Here is a 17,410-nt window from a genome sequence, read left to right on the forward strand (position 1 = left end):
GCTGGCGCGGGAAAGCGCGGGGCAGGCGATAAGGGTTATGCGCGCCAGGAAGAGCCACACCCAGGAGGCAGCGCACCCCTGGCGCTGTTCCCTTCTGGGTGATAATGTTCATGAATGTCCGGGCTGAAGGTTAGCTGGGAGTGCTGCCTACTGCCAGGATAACGGCGAAGAGAAAGAAGAGGCAGAAAGCCAGGGTGCCTGCGGTGGCGACATACCCAAGCACCAGGCCAACCGTTGCCAGAGGACGGCCTTCCTGAAGACCGCCGCTGGCGTTGATCTCCCTCAGCGCCATGTGGCCGCAGATAATGGCGGGAATGCCAGTCAGCAGGTTTCCAGCGACAGCAAACGAGCATATTCCCAGGATAAGTGAGATGATGGCTTTGTTGTTGGTTTGCTTCTGCGCAACCATCACCGGCTGCACGTAGGCGGGCTGCCCATAGGCAGGCTGCCCATAGCCTGGCGCTTGATTATACTGGGACTGCGAATATTGCGAGTAGTCGCCCTGCGGCTGCGAGTAGCCCTGCTGATAGGGGTCCGAGCCATAAGGTGGCGGATACGGATTGCTCATGATTGCTCCTCCACAGTGGCGGGCGATCCCTCTTCACAGGAAGGATGCCAGTTTGCCCGCGTTGCCCCTCCATTGTAACAGACCGCTTCAAGGATACGCAAGTGGCTTTTTATCGGTGAGGCAGCCAGGAAAGCCCGGCGGCTATGCTATAATGCTTGATGGGCAATGCGCTGATCGTCGCGCAATGCTGGCGGCTGTGTGGCATGTAGATTACCGCTTTTGCAAACCTCTTTGAGAAATTTTCATAAAACCAGAGTTTTTCGTGCGTTGGTGCCAGGGGATATGCTGCCATGTTGATTACCAGAGTTGAGCTAGAAAATATCAAGAGCTATCGCCGCGCCGTCATTGAACTGCGGCGGGGTACAACGGCTGTTCGCGGCCAGAATGGCGCGGGGAAGACAACGCTGGTCGAGGCAATTGGTTTTGCGTTGTTTGATTATCTGCCCTATAACCAGACGCAGTTTGTGCGCGAAGGTGAACGCAGCGGCCAGGTAAGCGTGACGTTCGAGTCGGGAGTGGATCATGAGGAGTATGAGGTGGTGCGGCGTTGTGGAACGCCATCCGTCTGGTATGTCTATGACCCCCAGATTGATAAGCGCCTGGTGGAGCAGAAAGCTGATGTGCTTGACTGGCTGCGCGAGCATCTGCCTGTGCCGGGCGACATCGAACTGGGCGCTTTTTTCTCCGATGCGCTGGGTGTGCAGCAGGGGACTTTTACCAGCGATTTTCTGGCTGCGCCTGCGCTGCGCAAGCGCAAATTCGATGCGCTCTTGCAGATCGAGGACTATCGTAAGGCGTTCGATAAACTGCTGGACACCCGCAACCACCTGCAACAATTGGAGCGTGATGCGGACGCGCAGGTGAAGGCACTGGAGAACGAAACGGCCCATGTGGCCGTCTGGCGCGAGGAATTGGAGGCGCAGCGAGCCGAACGTGATGTCGGGACACAGCGGGTTCTGGCAATCGAGGACGAACGCGGCCAGGCTGAAAAACAGCGCGATAAGTTACGGCGGCTGGGCGAGGAGGTGGCGGGTCTAAAGAGAGATTGGGAGGGGGCCGAGCATGAGTGGCGCTTGAACCAGCAGACGCTCGACCAGACTAAGTGCGATCTGGACGAGGCGAAAGCGGCGCAGCGCAAACTTGAAGAGAGCGCCGAGGATTATACGCTCTATCTGCAAGCCGAAGTTGATCTGCGCCTGGCCCACGAGCAGCAGCAGGCGCGGCAGAAGCTGCTGGAGCAGCAGGCGATACAGAAGCAAGAGCGCACCAAGGCGCGTGTGATGGTGGGGCATGCTGAGACGCAACTGGAGCGGGCGGAAGCGGCGCTCCAGCAGATGGAGAAACTGGCTCCGTTGGTGGAGCAGCAAGCCCGACTGGAGCAGCAAATACGCGCGGCGCAGCAAGACATCAAACGGCTGCGCGACGTGCAGCAAGAGGTGAAAGGGCTGGAGGCAGAACGCGCTCGTCTTGTGGAGGACTTAGACCGGCAGACGCGCCAGATTGCGACAATTGAAGCGCAGCGGGCCGAGGCTGCGCTGCTGGACGAGCGCCAGGCTGAGGTCGAGCGGCTGCGCCTGGAGGATCAGCGCCGCAATGATTGGGAGCGTGAGTTGCAGGAGGCGCGCGACAGCCTGACCGAACAGAAGGCGCTGCGCCAGAAAGCTGACGCCATCGTCGAAAAAAGCCAGGCTGATGTTGCTAAACTCCTGGCGAACCAGTCTGTAGTGGCGACGCTGCCTGGGCTGGAGGCCGCCTGGAACGAGCTGCGCCAGCAGGTGATCTTGCTGTCAGGCAATATCAAGCGCCACAACGAATCGAAACTTCAGTCTGCCGGGGGGCATTGCCCGTTCTTGAAAGAGCCATGCCTGAATATCCGCCAAAAAGGGCTGTTGAGCCTGGAGATATATTTCGATGGGCTGATCGCGCGGGATCAAGCCGCTCTTGGGCCGCTGGAGGCGAAGCAAGCCGAACTCGACCAGCAGGTGCAGGAACTGCGCACAAAGAAGAGTTTCGTTGATCGGCTGGATGAATATCGTCAGCATTTGCTCAATGCCCAGGACCAGCAAGCGCGCACACACAAGGAGGTTCAGCGCCTGGTGGCTCGTGAACGTGAACTGGCGGCGCTGCTCAAGGCGGCCAGCAAGAGCGCAGAGCGGTTGATCGAGCTACAGGCGCTCTGGAAGCGGAGCGATGAGGCTGATAAGCAGGTGCGCATGCTGGCGGGGCTGATCAGTCAGCAAGAAAGTCTGCAACGCCATCTGGACGAACAGACACGGAAGCTGGAGGCTCTGCGCACCGAGCAGGCTGCCCTGGCGGACGCTCCCACGAGCGAGATGGAAGCTGCCGGGAAGTTGAGCAAGTTGGGCGATCCACGCCGCGATTATGCTCAGCAGGAAGGGATTGCCGCGCAGGAGCAAGACACCAGGGACGCCTTGAACAAGGCGAGCCAGATGGTCACGCTGGCGGATGAGGCGCTGGCCGCGCTTGAGGCGCAGCTAGCGCCCTATGCCGGGCTGGACGAACGCATTGCGGGGCTGAACAGACAGGCTGAGCAGAGCCGCGCTGGCTATCACACCTATCTGGCGTATGAGCAGATGGCCGACAAAACTCCAGAGCGCCAGCGCGCCTATGACGCCGCGCTGGGGAGTGAGCGCCAGGCATACGAACAATATGCGCTGGCGGATCAGCGTTATGCCGAAAAGGCGGCGAACTATGATCCGCAGGCGCTGGCGGAGGTCCAGCAGCATTTAGATGACCTTCTTGAGGCGCAGGCCGGGTTGCGCGAGAAGCTGCGCGCTCTGCGCGAGGAAATTGGCAAGAAAGAGCAGCAGATCGCTCAGGCACAGGATAAGCTGGCCGAACTAGAAGCGGCGAAGGCTGAACATGCGGAGGTAGGCGAGACACGCGAAATGCTTCAGCAGTTCCGCGAGACGATCAGAGACGCTGGGCCGCACGTGATGAAGGAACTGCTCAAGCAGATTTCCAAAGGGGCCAACCGCATCTTTGGCGATATTCTGGGGGACCGCTCGGTGGAGCTTTCCTGGCAAGAAGACTACGAGATCGTGCTGCGCACACGCGGCCAGGAACGCAGTTTTGCCCAATTGAGCGGCGGCGAACAAATGAGCGCCGCGCTGGCGGTGCGGCTGGCGCTGCTGAAGACGCTGGCAAAATTGGATGTGGCTTTCTTTGACGAGCCAACGCAGAATATGGATGAGCTGCGGCGCGGCAATCTGGCCGAGCAGATTCGGCGGGTGCGCGGCTTTAACCAGTTGATCGTGATCAGCCATGATGATACCTTCGAGCAGGGGTTGGATAGCGTCATCTATCTGCAAAAGCGCGACGGCGAAACGGTGGTGAGCGATGGTGATCTGGCGCTGGCAGGCGCTTTCGCGGAGATTGGCTTCGATGGCGCGGGCGACTAAAGAACCGCAGGGGAGAATCTGATGCTCTACGCTTCCAAGGTGCTGGCGGCCCTGGCCGAGAAGCGCGAACATTTTCAGGGATTCGGCGCTGATTTTGGCAAGCAGATCAGCGGCTACCGTGAGGCGCTGCGTCAGCTTGGGCCGCGCTACCCCACCGCTGCGAGCATCAGCGCAAAGCTGGCTGGGCGGACGGATGCCGCGCCAGCGGGCGCTCTGCCGACGCAGGAGTATGATCGCTGGCGGGCGCTGGTGGGCGACCCTGCCGGGAGTCTGATACCCGCCATGAACTTTCGGGAGCAGTTCGAGCATCATCAGCAATCGCGCGCCTGGGCCGAAGGCATTCGCGGCATTACGACGCTGGCCGTTGATGGCAGCCAGCTTCCGCCCTGGCGCGATGCTTCCTTGCCGGTGGGACTGATCCAGGTGGGCCTTTTTGAGAACCCCCATGACCCGGCCCGCCCGTATGTGAAGGATGTGCTGGTTGAAGTCCTCTCGCCCGCCGATCTGGCCGAGGGCGAAAACCAGAGCCAGCGCGCCCCTGCGCAGGGGCAATCCTCCTCCGACCAGAATGGCGCAGGTACAGAAAGCGGGCAGAGCAGGCAGGCGCCAGGGCGCGCACATCATGAAAGCTTTGCGTACTCTGAGCAGATGGTGAACCTGCGCCGCTTTGAGTTGGAGACGCAGGCGCTGGTCAACTGGATGCGTCGCTATCAGGAGCGGCCAGCCGAGGCGCGCGGGGCGTTTCCGCTGGTCTTCTACGATGGCTCGCTGGTAGTTTCGTTTGCTTTGACGATGCCACCCTTCTATCGAGAGCGTTATGTTTCGGCGGCGCTGTCACTGCTGGATGCCTCGCAAAACTGCCACGTGCCGCTGATCGGCTATATTGATACGAGCTACGCGCGCGATGTGACGACGCTGCTGGGGCGGCTCTTCGATCAGTTACCTGAAACCAAGCATCTGCACGACGCCTTGCTCTGGCAAGGGGCGCTGGAATGGGGTGATCGCACTCCGGCCTTTATCTCGGCGCGCGGCGACGTGCTGGGCGGCTATGGGCGCTTTCACGAGCAGGTTGCGTTTGTGTATATGCAGACGGTGAGCCATCGCCCCCCGGCGCGGCTGGAGTTTCCGCGCTGGATGCTGGAAGAAGGTATACTCGACGCCGCGCTGGATGTCGTGCGCGCTGAAGTGATTATCGGCAATGGCTATCCCTACGCCATCGAGGCGGCTGACGCGGTGGCTGTGATCTCTCTGCGTGACCGCGAGGAGTTTTATCGCCTCTTCCAGGAGTTCGCGGCCCGCAACGATCTGGGACTCTCTTTCTCCTCGAAAGCCCTGAGCAAAAGCCGCCGACGGGTATAACCGCAGAGTCATAGGGATGCCGCGCGTGCTATAATAGGGCAGATTTTCCTGGGTCAGCATACGCTGACTCGTTTATCATACGTGGTCTATGTATCAACAGCACATGCCATTGAAACCTGAAGCCCTCGATGGCATGGCGCAGGGGTGAGGAATATGGCGCGAATTGCTGGACAATTCGGGGGCGGCGGAGCGATGCAGGGAGGCGGGGGCAACCCGGTGATGCGGGCGCGGCAGGCCCTTGGTGAAGGCCGATTTGATGAAGCCGAGCGGCTCTCTCGTCGTCGGCTGGAGCGTAAGCCCGATGATTTTATGGCGCGGCTGGTGCTGGCGCAGGCGTTATTACAATTGCAGCAGGCAGATGAGGCGGCTGAGCACGCGCAGCGGGCGGCGGATGCCCAGCCAAACAACGCTGACGCGCAGTTGACGCTCGCTGCGGCGCTTTCTCAGACCCAAAACCGGGCGGCGCTGGTACGCGCGGAAGCGGCGGCGCGTAAGGCGTGCGCCTTAAGGCCGCGCGATGCGAAACCACGAGTGCAGCTTGCCGAGGTGGCGATGGCGCAGCGTCACATGAAAGAGGCGAAGGCGGCTGCCGATGAAGCGATCAAGCTGGACCCGCGTCTGGCGGAAGCCCATCTGGTTCGCGGGCTAATCCTTTTGCAAGATGGCGACACCGAGGGCGCTGCGGAGGCTTCGCGCGCTGCTACCCGCGCGAAGCGAGACCTGGCCCCAGCCTATTTTACACTGGCGCTCTCGCTGAATAAGTTGAAACAGGCAGACGAGGCAGAGCAGGCGCTGGACAAAGCGCAAGAATTGAACGCGCCTATCCCTCCGGCTCAGTTGTATGGGCTGCGCGGCCAGATTTATCTGAAGCAGAACAGGTTTCGGCAATCGGCGGGCGCTTATGCGCTGGCACAGCGATCATCCGGGCGTCCAGGGTTTATCGCGTGGCCGCTGGGTGTAGTGATTACCTTTTTTAGTTTCTTCAGCAGGTTTGGCTCCTGGGGGCCGCCAGTGGCAATTGCGGTGGTGGCGCTGGCGATTCTCTTTGGCCTGAACGCTATCCCGGTAGCCGGACACTGGCTGGTGGCGGCAGTTCTGCTGGCGCTGGTCGGCTCGTTGATCTTTGGCTATGTGCGCGGCGTGCAATCGGGCGCGCTGGGCCTGGGGCGGTTCTTCAGCATCACCGGCGTGACGCTGATCAGCCTGATTATCGCGCTCGTTATGGGGGGCGCTGCGTTCCTGGCGGTCTTTATCCCGGCAGGCTCGTTGCAGGCGACAGGGTACCCTGACTGGGCAGTACCAGTCGGCCTGGCAGTGGGCGCGGCCTTTGGCTTGATTGCGGCGGGCCTTTCCGCGTGGCAGTTGCTCAAGATAGTTCGCTCCTAGCGAGGCGGCAGAAGGAGAAACGCAGGGGCGCTGGCTGAACACATCTCAGCCAGCGCCCCTGCGTTTCTCCGCTCTATCCCGCTGAACGCTGCACGCAACAACGATTCAACAGGATGTGGCATCAGCCGCGCCGCAAGAGCCGGGCGCGCGCTTCGCGCAGCCGCGTGGCGATGGCGGCGGGGTCTTCGCCTTGCAGGGCCAGTTGCTTGAGTTCAGAGAGGGTATTGGCCCAATCGTTGGCGGCAGGAAGATAGCGGGCATCGCGTGAGAGGATGTCCTGAAAGATTTTGTGTTCAAGTTGATGCCAGGTATCCCGGTTGCGCCCATCCAGGCCCTCATCATCGGGGTCAAAATCCACATCACGAGTCAGATTATGGACGCGCCTGACGAGCGGATGAAAATGAGTTTCGATGATCTCTTCGAGGCGCGCCAACTCTAATGAGCCAGCATCAAAATCAAGGATGCCGAGCAGCATGACATGGACAACGGGTTCCAGGCCATTGTCTGCTATCTTCTCGGCCTCCTGGCGACAAAACTCCTCGAAACGTTCTGCCAGCAGGTCAGGCTCACTGATACCATCAACACGGAAAGTGAAGCGCCAGAAGGGCCGCCGCTGATTAATCAGATGATGCGCCGTATGCTTCTGCCCTTCGGCTTCCTGGTCGCTCGCTGCTGCTCCCCCGGTGTCGATCTCGACATAGTAATAGCCGCGATCTTCCCAGGCGGCTTCTTCGGCGCTACAGGTCTCGATTGAGCCGGGGTTGTATATCCAGCCCGCGCGCTCGAAGGGCTTATGCACATGGCCCAGCGCCAGATAATCAACCAGACCATGCAGCGGCTCAAGCTGCGCCTGGGTGGGCAGGCCATGCAGTTGAGGCACAATGCCTTCGATGCCAGTATGCATCAGCACGGCGCGGTACTCGACACCTTGCTGGTCTTCATCGGCGCGGGCCTGTCTGAGACCAGCAGCGAGACCTTCAATGACGCGCGCTGTGCTGGCGCCAAACCAGGGCAGGCCATAGATGCGCAGGCGGCCATCGAGCAGATCGATATACGCGCCGCGCAGGGTGCTGGCGTCCCAGGGCGCAAGCTGAGGCGCGCCATCGCGCATGACAGGGTTGAGCAGGGAGAGGAGGTTCTGCCAGGCCAGAAACTGGAGCCAGGACCGGCCATCCCGATAATAGGAGCGGTCATGGTTGCCCTCGATGGCAATGACGGGGATGCGCTGCTTTTTCAGCTTCTGAAGGCAATCGTATGCCTGTATCAAGGTCTGCGCGTCAATGGCGCGCTTGTTGAAAAGATCGCCCGCAATCAGAACCGCATCAACGTTGCGCCGTATGGCGTCATCCAAAATATCCTGGAACGCCCTGGCAAAATCGTTGTAGCGAACTTTAGAGCCGTACTGGTCATAGCCGAGATGGACATCGGCCAGGTGAATAAAGCGTGCGCGCATCGTTGCCTCCGCTGGCGACAGACCACCAATACCCGATACTACGTACTTCTGGCGCGGCTTTCAGAAAATGGAAATGGACCTGCGCGGCTTCAAGCGGCTAGAACTGGAAGCCGCCGGTCAGAGCAGCCCGCACAGCCGCTGCCGCCACGACAAGCGCGGCGAAAGCCAGCATAAGCAAATCGCGCCGGATGTGTTCTGGTTTGCCGCTGAGGTAGATCAGGGCCGCTGGAATAGCGAACAGCACGACCAGGCCATAGACATAATGCAACTGATCTGGTGGGCGATTGCCGATGAGAAAGAGCGCGGCCCCGATGATAGCCTGAAGGAGCGCCAGCCCCGCTGTGACTCGCAGCGCGCTGCTAAAGATCGGGTTAATCAGGGGCTGGCGTGGCTGCGCAGGTGTCTCGGTAGCTGCTGGCGTGTTGCCAGCAGCGTCCTGCTGCTCGCTGGCGCTTGCGCCCTCTGGAGCCGCTTTCTTCATGGCCTGATTGCGAGCGATGAACAGTGCCAGACCCCAGATGGTACAGATGGTTCCGGCAACAACCAGGGCGAAGAACATGGTGATGTGAAGATTTATTAAAAATTGCATAGAGCCTCTCTTTGGAGCGCGTTATTCAAGCCTGATCTCCTTGTATTGGCAGTACTTTTGCTGGCGTGGGGAGATCGCGTTGCCTATTGGTTCTGTAACTATAGCGCGAGAATGCGCCCAGGCGCAAGGGCTGCAAAGAGGTGGCTCCGCCAATAAATTAGACGCTGGCAGGCGTCACTACGAAAACGAGCGGCCACCTGTTCCTGCCCCCGTTCCTGGGGATAATCTGCTTGAGGTTGGTACAGACAAGAGGAGCAGGAGATGATATGATAGGAGCGGCCTTTTTCTTAGACGTATGAACTGAAAAAGGGGATGAAGAGTATGAATGGCATGCGCATGCTGAAGCGCGCCCAACGCCGGGAATGGTTCTGCCGAATTGCAGTTAGCTTACTGCTGGGCGTTGGGGCGAGTGTGCTGACGTTTGGGGCGACGGTTCAGGCGGCGAGTTTCGTCGGCAACGGACTCTGCACAGCGGCCAGGCGCGGGGTCGCTCTGGCGCTCCCGGCGGTGGTGCGGATTGCCACCACCTATCAGGCGCAGCTATTCTATACGACTGCTGATGGCACTGGCGTGACCTTTCCCCAGGGAGGCGGCACGTATACGCTTTCGACGACGGCTTCAGGGGCATTCATCTCGGCCAATGGGGATGTGTTGACTGCCAATAGCGCGGTGAACGAGTCCCAGAACGCGCTTGACCTGTTACTGGCCGCGCGCGCGGCGCCCGACATTGCGCAGGCGCTCAATGATTCTAATCCGAGCCAGACCGTGACAGCCGCCGATGTTCTCAATCAACTGCTCACCGATTCTTTCATCTGGCGGCCCAGCATTGAGACACCTCGCTCAGTTCTCTACCTGAGCAGCCAGTACAGCGGCCCAACCGAGGCGAGTTCACCGCAAAACCTGCAAAGTTATCCGCTGACGATCCTGGCGCCAGGTTTGCCAAACCAGCAGGCCAATAACGACCTGGCACTTCTGCACGTTGATGGCTTGCGCGACCTGCCCACGATTCCGCTGGGCGATTCAAGTCAGATCTTTCAGGGTGATACCTTGACGATCATAGGCTATCCTGACAGCGCGGACCTGCCGCAGTCTAATGGCTTAATTGACCCGAACAATTTCCTAACGGCTTCAGTGAAAACGGTCATGGTGAGCGCCTTCAAGACCGCTCAAGATAGTTCGCAGCTTGTTCTGGTGGATGGGAACGTAGAGCAGGGCAATGGCGGCGCCCCGGCGCTGAACGCGGATGGACAGCTAGTAGGGGTGGTGAGCTTTGCTGCTGGAAATAGTAACGGCAGCGGGCAGGCTGGCTTATTGCAAATGGGGAATGCAGCGAAGAGCATGGCGCAGCAGGCGAAAGTGAGTCTGGCCCAGGATGCGTTTGATGAGCGGTGGGCGGCTGCCTATGATGCCTGCGCGAGCAGTGCGCCGGGCCACTGGCACGATGCCTATGCTCAATATACGCAGATCGCGCGTTTGTATCCCAATTTCAAGGGCGTCCAGCTCTATGTCAATTATACGAAGGCGCAGGCAGCCCACGAGCCTGCTCCTGGCAAGCTGCCAGGCTGGGGGATCGCGCTGATCGTGGCGCTGATTCTGGCTTTTGCTGTTGCTGGGTTTATACTGCTCAGGCGGCGCAGTTTGCGGGGGAGAGGCGCTTACGCGGGTTATGGTCCAGGACTCAATAAGGGTGCACCCTATAGTACTACTGACTATAGCATTGGAGCGCCGCCTTCAGGGCAGCAGTCGGGGCCTCCGGTGGCCTCAGAACAAATAGGCGTCACGGTTCCGGCAGGTGGCGATCTTTCGACGCCGCCCGATCCCGTGACGCCAGCAGCGCCCGATGCGCCGCCTGGCTGAGCGGCGCAACGCTGCCAGACGACTGACCTGTTCCGATGAGTACTATGGGGAGGCAGTGGAGCGATGCGATGATGTATAATTGGCGTGATTTGAATGCAAAGGGTTGTCTGGAGTAGATGTATTGCGTACAATGCTGTCCTTCATATAACCAGGGAAATACATGAGCATTGATCGGCAAGAGTCTTTGCGAAATCTAGGAGCGATGGTCGCTAGAATTCGCGCCACAGGGGGAAATGGCCGTCTGGCGTTGCGCAATACAGTGCGAATAGGAACGCTTCATCTCTATTTTGAGCAAGGTCAACTGGTGCATCTTGCAGGGAGCCGCGCCAGCATTGATGATGCTCTGGTCGATCTGGCTGGCTGGAGCGAGGGACTGGTCCGCTTCGATGCGGGGGTGTTGTCTGAACGCCAGACAGTCACAGCCGCGCAGCAGGATTTTTTCCACCGTACCCTCCTGCTGTTGCAACAACGCGGTGTGGTGGAGGCAGTACCACGGTTCACCTCGCAGATGCCTGCCCAGCCAGCGCCGCCTGCTCCATTGCCCCCTCGTTCGCGGTCTTTGTCTCCAGCAACGCCAGCGCGATTGCCCGTGATACCAACTTTGCCCCTACGAGCGCCAGATCAGCTTGATCCGAGGATTGGTGCGCTGCTCTCGTTAGGGGAAATCCAGCGGCCTGCGTATAGGCCGCCGCCGCCTCAGCGGAATTTTTCTGGCCCCATGCCAGCAAGCCCGCTCCCTGGTCCGGTGGTACCGGGTACGGCAGAGGTGCTGCTTGCGGCCAGGCAATGGGAGATGCTGGTGGAGGTGGTGAACGCAATGCTGGAAAGTGTCGGACACCTTTTTGGTCAGCGGCAGGCGCAGAATATCCTCCAGCATGTCCTGACGGAGCGAAGTAGAGAGTCGGATGTGCTGGGATTGCTCCAGGTGGATCGACAGGGATGGCTGCGCGAGCTGCGGCAACACGAGATGCTGACACAGTCAGTGCCGCAGGTGGCGTCGGCATTCGTCTTGCTCATCACCGATTTCGAGCGGCGCTGCGCGGCATTGCTGGGCGAAGAGAAGGCCCGGCAAATGATTGCGCGGGCCTTGTACCCCTATCATGATAGTCTGGCCGAGATCGGCATTGCGCTGAATTAGTATTCGCCGGTCTTGGCGCGGTTGTAGCGGGCGCTCAGATCCTCTTTGGTCTGACTATAGACCTCGCGCCCGGCAGCCACCGCTTTGTTAAAGCGATCTCTTGCCTGATCAGAGAGCTGGTCAATGGCGCCTTCAGTGCGCTTGCGCAGATCACCGCTTTGATCGAGAAGCAGGTTGCGCGTCTTTTCGCCTTCCTGCGGCGCGAACAGAATGGCAAGCGTTGCGCCAACCACAACCCCCAGCACCAGGCCAAGGAAGAAACCAGAACCGCGACGACTCATTAGTGATACATCCTTTCTGTTGATCTCCATGCAATATGACGGTACGATACGCTGTTGGTGCGTTGTTGTATCCAATAAGCAAGAACACAACAAACGGCGTCGGCAAGGAGCGCTTCCCTGCCGACGTGGTATAGTCAACCAGTTCTCATCTGTAGCCTGCGCTGCGCTGCGGCGCGGATTCTTGGAGCGGTTTCTTAAGAAAGACGGGCCAGGCGGGCGGCTCTGCTCAACAGAGATCACCCGCGCCCAACACTTCCTGCACCAACCCCAGCAGCGCGTCCAGTTCAAATGGCTTTTGCAGGACTCGGACGCCATGATAGCGCGACGGGTCGCTGGCGATGAGCTGCGAAACCTCTTCGGCCTCCAGAACAGCGGCTGTGTAGACGATAACCGGGATGTCCGCGGTGGCGCGATCAGCCTTGAGATCGCGGAGTATATCCAGACCCGATGAGTCAGCCAGTTTCAGGTCCAGGATCACCAGATCGGGCAAGCTTTCCTTCACACGATCAAAGGCTCCTCGGCCTTCCTGAAGGATAGAAACCTGATAGTGTTCATCCTCCAGAATCATGCGCATCAAGCGCAGCAGATGAGCTTTGTCGTCAACCACCAGAATTCGTTTGGTCACAGGGTATCCTCTGCAATCAAGGCGCCTCACGTCATTGGTAGCTGCCCTACGGATGGGCGCGCTGGCCCGCTGTGGCCGTCTCCGGCAGAAATGATGCGAGCGCGACATGGAATCAGCGAGATAGCCCCACGGGCACTTGCTGCACGATGGGATTGCTTGCTCCGAGCTTCCGCATATAGTGTACCATGTCCTCAGGAAACTGGCAACAAGACCTCTCTTTCATAGTACGGATGGTTTCAGCAAACCGGCAAGAACCCTCTTGACTTTTTGCTAGATTCAGGTAAGATGAGCTTGTACGACGCTCCCGTTAAAAAACCGAACCGGGTGTGAGTTTCTTTTTACTGATGACGTATATTCTAGTAGTTGCCGTCTTGTCAGTAGAAGAGGATGAAGGCGTCTTCTTCGCTGTCGGGCAGGCATAGGACACTGAGACGAGATCTGCACCAGGTCGGATGCACACAAGGAGAAACCGGCAGGCATGGCGCCTGACCACCAGCGCGAGGCAATGGCGCCTGGCGTCCCGGCGAAATTCCACAAGGAGAGGCATGGTGCAAGACGGTTGGTTGGATGAGCATAGACTCATTCAGGGGTTGCGCGCACGCAATCAGCGCATTCTGGAAACCCTGATTGCACAGTATTCCCATGAGCTTTTTTATTTCATTCGCCTGGTTTTAGAAGGAGTGGGTTCGATACAGGATGCCGAAGAGTGTGTGAATGACCTCTTCGTCACTGTTTGGCAAGATTTCGACTCCTTCGACCAGGCACGGGGTTCGCTGCGTACCTGGCTCACCATGCGCGCCAAGTATATTGCCCTGGATCGGCGCCGCCATCTCATGCGGCGAAACCCGTCCGGGTCGCTGGTGATGAGTCAACTGACCGATCAAAGCGCCAGCCAGGATCTCCCTGGTTTCGATGATCTGAACACCGAGAGAGCCAGTATGAACCAGCGAATAGATACCAGTCTTGATACGCTGCTGGAGGAGCGCGAACGCCGCGATGAAGTGCGCCGCGCTCTGGAGCGTTTGCCGGATCTTGATCGCTTGCTGGTCTATTTACGGTATTTCCAGCTCGCCAGCTTCGACGAGATCGCGCTGCGCACGGGCTTGTCCAAGCACGCGGTAGATACGCGGCTGTGGCGTGTGCGCAAGAGCCTCCGAGAGGTTCTTCGGGAGCAGGTTCATGGTACCCGGCTCAAAACAACCAAATGATTTTGACTTCTTCTCTGATGCCAACCAGGGACCAGAGGAGTCGGAGATGGAGTGGTATCTTTCGGCAGAGGCTGAAGATGATACCTTCTTGCTGGCTGACCAGATGGGCGCAGCAGACTCAGGTGGGGATCAACTGGTGACGGAGGGGGGGCAGCTATCGCCCGCCGATTTTTCTGCTGAGGAGCTGGCCCTTGCCCGCGATTTGCAGAGTCTTTTCCCCCTCGAAGAAGAGCAGTTGCCTCCGCGCTTTGTTCAGACCCTGACCACGCAGCCAGGGGATTGGATTGCTCCTAGCAATCTGACGCATCGTGTGACTTATCGCGTCCTGCGCCGCTTGCAACTGCCTCGGCGCCTGTTTGCTGGCGATGAGCCAGTTTTGACGCGCCGTCCGCGCGGCTTCCTTCCTCTGGGACGAGCGCCAAGGACGGCGGCGCTGGGTACGCTGCTGGCGGTAATGCTGCTCTCGCTGATTACTGTCGCTCCCTCCTTTGCTCAGGGGCTGCGCATTTTCTTGGGCCAGACCGGTGTCCAGGTCGCTCCGCGCTATCCACACCCCACCCTGTCCCCCCAGGAGCAGGTTCAGGAAATCTCTCTTCTGTCTGTACACCAGAATGTCCCCTTTGATGTTTTCTGGCTGGGGCCGACCCTGAACGGCTATGGGTTCCAGAGCATGGTTTTGCACATCGGCCAGCCCTGGGCCAATGGTCCCGTTGTTGAACTGCAATATAGTCGGCCTAACAGTATAGGCCGTGGAAGCCTGCTGGTGCGGGAGTTCCGCCCGGCCCCTGGAGCAACGGTGTTGCAGGTGGTGGCGCAGGGGGCGGCTCATCCCGCGCATGTTAGCGGCCAACCGGCACTTTATATTGATGGGCAATGGATGTATCGGCAGAAGGCGATTGTATGGCGCTATGGGACACAGGCGGAACTGCTCTATCAAGCCAATGGGTTGATTTTCTGGATTACCGCCGACCAGCGGGACGGGGTAGATCAGGCGGCGCTGGAGAACTGGGCGCAGCAGTTGGGGCAGTTGTATCTGGGGCAGTTGTTGCGCATGCAGCCAGACTCGTCGCAGCAAAGCAGCGCCCTGGTGGCAGCAGCCTTGAATTCAGATAGTCTAGGAGAAGTGGTTGCTTTGATTCCCGCCGGTATCGCCCCCGATACCGGGGCCGCTGTCTATATCGCCCTGGGCCACCCTCCTGAAGACCTTTAGGCGAAGCAGCCACCCGCGTATGTCACCCACCGAAGGCATGGGTCATCCCGGATTTTCTAGACCGTCTTGGTCAATGCTCCTGGCTGGTAGCTTCGCTGGCGGAAAGCCGCACCGTACCGAGCGGAGCGCCGCCGGGACGGCGGCTGAACGCCTCACTGGCGACCAGGGCTGCCCGTTCAGCGTTTCCACGTGCCAGCGTTTGGCCGCCGTCCCGGCGGCGCTACACAGGCGGCCTTCGCGCATCCTGCCAGCAAAACAACACAGCAGAGAGAATTCGGGATGACTCATGTTTGCTTGTCATCCCAACACGATATAATGAAGAATACCCTCCAAAGAGGGTAAGCCGCTATAAGAGAGGCAGGAGAAAGCCTATGCGCCCGGAGACACGTCGCTGGGAGGCGCGAGTGCGGCGTCTGGCAACACGCCGCTATCGAGAGCAGGAGGGCGTGTGCTATGTGGAAGGTATTCGCCCGGTGCTGGATGCGCTGGAAAGCGGGTTGAGTGTGGAGGCTCTGCTGGTCAGCCCCGAGTTGCTGCGCAGTGAAGTGGCTCAGCGGATGGTTCACGAGCAGCAAGGAGCAGGGACGCTGGTGGTGGAGTTTGCGCGGGCGAGCTTTGAGCAATTTTCAGACCGCGATAACCCGATGGGCCTGGCGGCGATTGTGCGCTGGTCGCCGCTGAGTCTGGAATCCCTGCCTGCCGGACCAGACGCATTGGTGGTGATGGCCGAAGAGATGCGCGACCCGGGCAATCTTGGGACACTGCTGCGCACGATGGATGCGATTGGCGGTACCGGTGTGGCGGTGGTTGGCTCCAGTACCGATCCGACCCACCCTAAATGCCTGAAAGCCAGTATGGGAACGATCTTTCGTGTACCCCTTGCCCGCGCTGCCAGCGTCGAAGCGTTTGTCCAGTGGGCAAAGGCGCGGCACATCTGGACGATTGCGACTACCGCCAGGCGCGGCGCCTCTTTCTGGTCGCTGGAGTACCGGCGGCCTCTGGCGCTGCTGCTGGGCAATGAGGGCGAGGGGCTGCGCCCGGAGACTATCCAGATGGCCGATGTGGTGGCGCGCATCCCGATGTGGGGTACGGCCAGTTCGCTCAATGTCAGTGTCGCAGCCGGGGCTTTGTTATATGAGATCAGGAGGCAGGAGACGGCAGGCGCGGAACGCTCACCTGGCGGGTGCTAACCTGCTGCGCTCGTGTGCCAGAACGGACCCTGGCGTCAATGAATTCGGTGATGCGCCGCTGAAAGCGAGCGATGTCAAAGTCTTCGGCGTGGCGACGAATCACCAGCGGATCAAACTGATCGGGCCGGAAGGCTGCTACTGCCTCGGCCAGCGCGCCAGGGCTGCGCTCATGAAAGAAGATGCCGGTGACGCCATCAAGCACGCTGGTCAGCGCGCCGCCCGCTCCATAGGCGATCACCGGGCGGCCACTTGCCTGGGCCTCCAGAGGGGTCAGGCCAAAATCTTCGGCGCCAGGATGGATGAGCGCCTGGCACTGCGCGAGATACTGCCGCGCCTGCTGATCGGGAAGCCAGCCAAGAAACTCGATGGTTGGTCCGGCAAAGCGTTCCAGCCGCGCCCGGTCGCGCCCGACGCCAATGATTTTGAGCGGGAGACGCAGGCGATTGAACGCCTCAATGGCGATGTCGATCCGTTTATAGGGCGCCAGCCGTGAGATCACGAGAAAATAGTCATCCTGGGTCGGCGAGATGCTGTAGCGCGCCGTTTCCACAGGCGGAGGGATGACAGTAGCATCGTGCCGATAGTAAGCGGCGATCCGCTGAGCTACCCCTGGCGAGTTGGCAATAAAATGGTCAACACGCCCGGCGGTGGCCTGGTCCCACTGGCGCAGGCGACGAATGAAGAAGGGGAGGAAGACGCGCGCCGGGGGGCAAAGTTTTTCGTGTTCGATATAGTCCTGGTAGGACCATGCCCAGCGCATCGGCGTATGGCAGTAGCAGATATGCAGCGCGTCGGGCCGCGAGACGACACCCTTGGCAAAGGCGCTGCTGCTGCTCAGGATCAGGTCATAGTCGCGCAGGTCGAGGCGCTCAAAGGCCAGGGGATAGAGCATGAGAAAGGATTGGTGATGTTTGCTGACGAAGGGGAGCCGCTGCATGAAGCTGCTGCGAATATCGAGCCGACGAAAAGCGGGATCGACGCGCTCAGGGTCATAGATCGAGGTGAAAATTGGCGCATGGGGATAGAGGCCATGCAGGGCCAGCAAGACTCTTTCGGCTCCGCCCATCTGGTTCAGGTAGTCGTGGACTAATGCAACTTTCATGGTGGCCTGTTTCTGATTGCCT

Annotated in this window: 14 protein-coding genes; 8 read left to right on the top strand and 6 right to left on the bottom strand. The window is 59.7% G+C overall.

Annotated features, from left to right (window positions below):
• Positions 1-130 precede the first annotated feature (130 nt).
• Positions 131-568, bottom strand: coding sequence for a DUF4190 domain-containing protein (locus VH599_22030; GenBank protein ID HEY7351004.1), 438 nt, complete (start codon positions 566-568; stop codon positions 131-133).
• 290 nt (positions 569-858) lie between these two features.
• Here VH599_22030 and VH599_22035 point away from each other — a divergent pair, with 290 nt between their 5' ends.
• The 3 genes from VH599_22035 to VH599_22045 all read left to right on the top strand — a co-directional run bounded on the left by VH599_22035 (position 859) and on the right by VH599_22045 (position 6,735).
• The gene (locus tag VH599_22035) at positions 859-3,990 is read left to right on the top strand and encodes an SMC family ATPase (GenBank protein ID HEY7351005.1); all 3,132 of its coding nucleotides are present in this window, start codon (positions 859-861) and stop codon (positions 3,988-3,990) included.
• A 21-nt stretch (positions 3,991-4,011) separates the two neighbouring features.
• A complete protein-coding gene (locus VH599_22040; protein HEY7351006.1) occupies positions 4,012-5,349 on the top strand; it encodes a DNA double-strand break repair nuclease NurA in 1,338 nt (445 codons plus the stop codon).
• Positions 5,350-5,502: 153 nt separating this feature from the next.
• A complete protein-coding gene (locus tag VH599_22045; protein HEY7351007.1) occupies positions 5,503-6,735 on the top strand; it encodes a tetratricopeptide repeat protein in 1,233 nt (410 codons plus the stop codon).
• A 121-nt stretch (positions 6,736-6,856) separates the two neighbouring features.
• Here the strand turns inward: VH599_22045 and VH599_22050 are convergent, their stop codons facing one another.
• A complete protein-coding gene (locus tag VH599_22050; protein HEY7351008.1) occupies positions 6,857-8,188 on the bottom strand; it encodes an exonuclease SbcCD subunit D in 1,332 nt (443 codons plus the stop codon).
• A 97-nt stretch (positions 8,189-8,285) separates the two neighbouring features.
• A complete protein-coding gene (locus tag VH599_22055; protein HEY7351009.1) occupies positions 8,286-8,777 on the bottom strand; it encodes a hypothetical protein in 492 nt (163 codons plus the stop codon).
• A 321-nt stretch (positions 8,778-9,098) separates the two neighbouring features.
• Here VH599_22055 and VH599_22060 point away from each other — a divergent pair, with 321 nt between their 5' ends.
• Together VH599_22060 and VH599_22065 are read left to right on the top strand one after the other, a co-directional pair.
• Positions 9,099-10,634, top strand: coding sequence for a serine protease (locus tag VH599_22060; protein ID HEY7351010.1), 1,536 nt, complete (start codon positions 9,099-9,101; stop codon positions 10,632-10,634).
• 160 nt (positions 10,635-10,794) lie between these two features.
• Positions 10,795-11,772 (top strand): hypothetical protein, encoded by a 978-nt coding sequence (locus VH599_22065; GenBank protein HEY7351011.1) that lies wholly within the window; start codon positions 10,795-10,797, stop codon positions 11,770-11,772.
• Here VH599_22065 and VH599_22070 read toward each other — a convergent pair.
• Together VH599_22070 and VH599_22075 are read right to left on the bottom strand one after the other, a co-directional pair.
• Positions 11,769-12,053: a YtxH domain-containing protein gene (locus tag VH599_22070; GenBank protein ID HEY7351012.1), complete on the bottom strand. Its 285-nt coding sequence runs from the start codon at positions 12,051-12,053 to the stop codon at positions 11,769-11,771. The two genes, VH599_22065 and VH599_22070, sit on opposite strands and share 4 nt — an antisense overlap.
• Positions 12,054-12,279: 226 nt before the next feature.
• Positions 12,280-12,678 carry a response regulator gene (locus VH599_22075; protein ID HEY7351013.1) on the bottom strand — a complete coding sequence of 133 codons (399 nt, stop codon included), beginning with the start codon at positions 12,676-12,678 and terminating at the stop codon, positions 12,280-12,282.
• Between the two features lie 545 nt (positions 12,679-13,223).
• Between VH599_22075 and VH599_22080 the strand changes: the two genes are divergently transcribed.
• The 3 genes from VH599_22080 (at position 13,224) to VH599_22090 (ending at position 16,286) form a co-directional block, all read left to right on the top strand.
• The gene (locus VH599_22080; GenBank protein ID HEY7351014.1) at positions 13,224-13,886 is read left to right on the top strand and encodes a sigma-70 family RNA polymerase sigma factor; all 663 of its coding nucleotides are present in this window, start codon (positions 13,224-13,226) and stop codon (positions 13,884-13,886) included.
• A complete protein-coding gene (locus VH599_22085; GenBank protein ID HEY7351015.1) occupies positions 13,858-15,096 on the top strand; it encodes a hypothetical protein in 1,239 nt (412 codons plus the stop codon). The genes VH599_22080 and VH599_22085 overlap by 29 nt, the downstream gene beginning before the upstream one ends.
• A gap of 371 nt (positions 15,097-15,467) precedes the next feature.
• Positions 15,468-16,286, top strand: a complete 819-nt coding sequence (locus VH599_22090; GenBank protein ID HEY7351016.1) for an RNA methyltransferase — start codon at positions 15,468-15,470, stop codon at positions 16,284-16,286.
• On the opposite strand, the gene VH599_22095 is transcribed toward VH599_22090, so the two are convergent.
• Positions 16,237-17,388: a glycosyltransferase gene (locus VH599_22095; protein ID HEY7351017.1), complete on the bottom strand. Its 1,152-nt coding sequence runs from the start codon at positions 17,386-17,388 to the stop codon at positions 16,237-16,239. The two genes, VH599_22090 and VH599_22095, sit on opposite strands and share 50 nt — an antisense overlap.
• Positions 17,389-17,410: the final 22 nt, after the last annotated feature.

The organism is Ktedonobacterales bacterium, assembly GCA_036557285.1.
GTDB lineage: Bacteria > Chloroflexota > Ktedonobacteria > Ktedonobacterales > DATBGS01 > DATBHW01.

Coding starts and splice junctions, on each gene's coding strand:
- VH599_22035 (HEY7351005.1), top strand. CDS start 859: ATGTTGATTACCAGAGTTGAGCTAGAAAATATCAAGAGCTATCGCCGC.
- VH599_22085 (HEY7351015.1), top strand. CDS start 13,858: ATGGTACCCGGCTCAAAACAACCAAATGATTTTGACTTCTTCTCTGAT.
- VH599_22030 (HEY7351004.1), bottom strand. CDS start 568: ATGAGCAATCCGTATCCGCCACCTTATGGCTCGGACCCCTATCAGCAG.
- VH599_22040 (HEY7351006.1), top strand. CDS start 4,012: ATGCTCTACGCTTCCAAGGTGCTGGCGGCCCTGGCCGAGAAGCGCGAA.
- VH599_22090 (HEY7351016.1), top strand. CDS start 15,468: ATGCGCCCGGAGACACGTCGCTGGGAGGCGCGAGTGCGGCGTCTGGCA.
- VH599_22095 (HEY7351017.1), bottom strand. CDS start 17,388: ATGAAAGTTGCATTAGTCCACGACTACCTGAACCAGATGGGCGGAGCC.
- VH599_22080 (HEY7351014.1), top strand. CDS start 13,224: ATGGTGCAAGACGGTTGGTTGGATGAGCATAGACTCATTCAGGGGTTG.
- VH599_22055 (HEY7351009.1), bottom strand. CDS start 8,777: ATGCAATTTTTAATAAATCTTCACATCACCATGTTCTTCGCCCTGGTT.
- VH599_22065 (HEY7351011.1), top strand. CDS start 10,795: ATGAGCATTGATCGGCAAGAGTCTTTGCGAAATCTAGGAGCGATGGTC.
- VH599_22050 (HEY7351008.1), bottom strand. CDS start 8,188: ATGCGCGCACGCTTTATTCACCTGGCCGATGTCCATCTCGGCTATGAC.
- VH599_22060 (HEY7351010.1), top strand. CDS start 9,099: ATGAATGGCATGCGCATGCTGAAGCGCGCCCAACGCCGGGAATGGTTC.
- VH599_22045 (HEY7351007.1), top strand. CDS start 5,503: ATGGCGCGAATTGCTGGACAATTCGGGGGCGGCGGAGCGATGCAGGGA.
- VH599_22070 (HEY7351012.1), bottom strand. CDS start 12,053: ATGAGTCGTCGCGGTTCTGGTTTCTTCCTTGGCCTGGTGCTGGGGGTT.